The sequence below is a fragment of the Sutterella sp. KLE1602 genome, from assembly GCF_001578585.1.
Taxonomy (GTDB): domain Bacteria; phylum Pseudomonadota; class Gammaproteobacteria; order Burkholderiales; family Burkholderiaceae_F; genus Sutterella; species Sutterella wadsworthensis_A.
This window is the reverse complement of record NZ_KQ968546.1, coordinates 1-2521: the sequence shown is the minus strand read 5'-3', so window position 1 is coordinate 2521 and position 2521 is coordinate 1. Positions and strand designations below refer to the sequence as shown.

General features: G+C 56.8%; 3 protein-coding genes. All 3 read right to left on the bottom strand.

Annotated features, from left to right (window positions below; translation table 11 throughout):
* Positions 1–116: 116 nt before the first annotated feature.
* The 3 genes from HMPREF3036_RS07320 to HMPREF3036_RS12470 are packed head-to-tail and all read right to left on the bottom strand — an operon-like array spanning position 117 to position 2467.
* A complete protein-coding gene (locus HMPREF3036_RS07320; RefSeq protein ID WP_062333044.1) occupies positions 117–1250 on the bottom strand; it encodes an OmpA family protein in 1134 nt (377 codons plus the stop codon).
* A gap of 13 nt (positions 1251–1263) precedes the next feature.
* Positions 1264–1890, bottom strand: a complete 627-nt coding sequence (locus HMPREF3036_RS12475) for an autotransporter outer membrane beta-barrel domain-containing protein (RefSeq protein WP_062333041.1) — start codon at positions 1888–1890, stop codon at positions 1264–1266.
* Positions 1838–2467, bottom strand: a complete 630-nt coding sequence (locus HMPREF3036_RS12470) for an autotransporter outer membrane beta-barrel domain-containing protein (RefSeq protein WP_082897402.1) — start codon at positions 2465–2467, stop codon at positions 1838–1840. Before HMPREF3036_RS12470 ends, HMPREF3036_RS12475 begins: the two co-directional genes overlap by 53 nt.
* Positions 2468–2521: the final 54 nt, after the last annotated feature.

Sequence of the window (2521 nt, the reverse complement as noted above, 5' to 3'; positions counted from 1 at the left end):
ATCCGTTTGCGGATCGTACTGCGACATCTTCAGCACATGCACTCGCCAATCCCCCGCCTTGTGCCTCCACCAAAAGAGGGGAGCTCCGAGCGAGCTCCCCTCTTTCAACATTGCATTCAAACCGAATTACTGCTCGAAGTGCAACTCGATGCGCCGGTTTTGTTGACGACCTTCCTCAGTGCCGTTGTCGTACTTGAACGACTCGCCCCTACCCTCTGCGGCCAGTTGCCCTTCTCCGCCAGATAGGCCTTGACAGCTTCGGCACGGCGCAGGGAGAGCCTCAGGTTGTAGGCATCGGTTCCCATGCTGTCCGTCCATCCCACCACGGTCACGCGATCCTCTCCATGGTTGGCTTTGATGACTGTCAGGGCCTTGTCCAGAGCGGCCTTGCCTTCCCGACGAAGCGTCGACTTGTCAAAATCGAAGTACACGTCATGAAGTTCGATGACCGGCACATTGGCGCAGTCCTTGTAGAAGGCCTCTTCATAGAACTGATGGCGCAACTCATCATTGCTCATGAGCCCTTCAAGATCCTCTGTCTTCACGCAACCCGGGAGGCGGGCGAGCGCTTCAACAGCAGCCTTCTCTTCGGGCGTATAGCCCGCAGAGACCACGTGCACGCATGACCTCGGATTGGCCTTGAGGAAGGCCTGAATCGCTTCGGCGGGCTTATGCTTTCCTTCGGTCTGCACATCGAAGTCGCCGTCTGTGACGATGAACAGAGATTGAGTCCCGGATACCGGCGTTGAAAGGAAGTCAAAACCTCGCTGTCCCAGCCACGTCGGACGACCGAATGCCTCCAGATCCTCAACAAGCTTTTCATCAACGAGCTTGAGCATCGTTTCCTTGTCCCGCTGCCCACCCGCAGCCATGACCGTGAAGGGCGCCAGCGAATAGAGCCCCGACGTCATGTCCGTCTTTTCCAGGGCGTAACCCGCTGCATCCTTCACAAAGGCTTTGGCGAGCGAGACGCGCCGAAGCTTGTCGAGCGCATCATTGGCCGGCGGCACCGGACGCACGCGGGCCTGAAACTTGCCCTCTTCGATCAGTTGATCGTAGGCCTTACCGGCCTCGTCCTTCATCTCTCCGACAGTGCGCTGCATGGAACCCGACACATCCACCATGAAGGTGAAGCCGTCTGCCGCCTTGCCGCACTCTTCAATGCGAACCGTCTCGGCGGCCTGAACGGCCGTCACCGTCAGGCTCAAGCAAGCGAGCGTCGCCAAGACCGTTTTCTTGATTTCAAACATCTTCAACCTCCTCTCAAAACGCGTACTTGAAGCCGACGCTCACGTCATAGTCTTCGCTGAAGTCGTTGCCCTTTTCACGTTCGAACTTCGCGTAGAGGCGCCAGTCGCGGGCAAGCTGCCAATCGGCATTGACGCCGTAGTAGAAGCGCGTGCCGTCGATGTCACGAGCACTGACCTTGAGGCTGTCGCCGTCCACACCGGTGTAGGTGATGTCCTGATCGCCGTCGATGAATTCATGCTTCACGCCGCCGATCAAGGCAATTTGGAAGTAGCGCTTGTCCAAGTCGTTGATTGAACCGTAGTTGAACTTCTTGCCAAGCACCACACCGGCACGCCCCGTCAGGTAGTCCGCATCACCCTGATCTACCTTGAGACCGGTGGAGGTGGTGTAGTCCGCACCCTTCGCACGGAAGTAGCTCAACTGAAGTTGCGGTTCGAGAAACCAGTGATTGAACCACTGACGATCATCAACGTTTTCACCAAACGAAAACATATGACCCACTTCAACGCTGGCACCGAAACCCCAGGTACCGTAATCGGCCTTGGACTTGTCCATGCCGGTATTGTCAAAACCGTCGAGTTCCTGTTCATAGCGACCTGCCTGCAGCACGAAGTCGGCATAGGAGCCCTTGTCGTGCATCCACGTGGCATACGTATTCCTGAAGCGTACCCGTGGTATAGCCGACACCAAGCCCCTTCTGATCGGCGTCACTGTAGCGGAACGCACCACCAAAGAGCCAGGCGCTTTCTTCATCAGCCTTCACAAGGTGGTCAAGACCCAGATTCAAGCCATAGATTTCCTGCTTGAAGCCGGGCAGCCCGGATCCACTAAGACGATTCTGCTTGGCAAACGCCTTGGCCCAAAGACCGTCCTGCGCACCATAGCGAACTTCGCCAAGACGAGTGCGGAGATCTTCAAGATCGGCATCATAAGCGAGAGCCATCGACGCAGAGTTGGCCACCGTGATGTTGTCGTGGATTTCAGGAGGCGTATCCGGATCCACCGGTTGATCGGGATCGGTGATTTCCTGATCGTGTCGGACTAGATACCAATGCCCTTCGCCGTTGTTCGGCTTGCCGGCACTCGTGTTGTCCAACGATTCACGGTCATTGTCGAGTTTGTCTTCCTCTCCTGTCGGCACAAAGCGCACCTGCCACATCGAAACCATGCCACGGCCCGTGAAAGTATCTTGCCCGTTCGGCCCCGTCAGGGTCATGGAACCGGAGGCTTGCTCAACCTAAAAGTCGTCTAATGCGGCCACGATTCAACT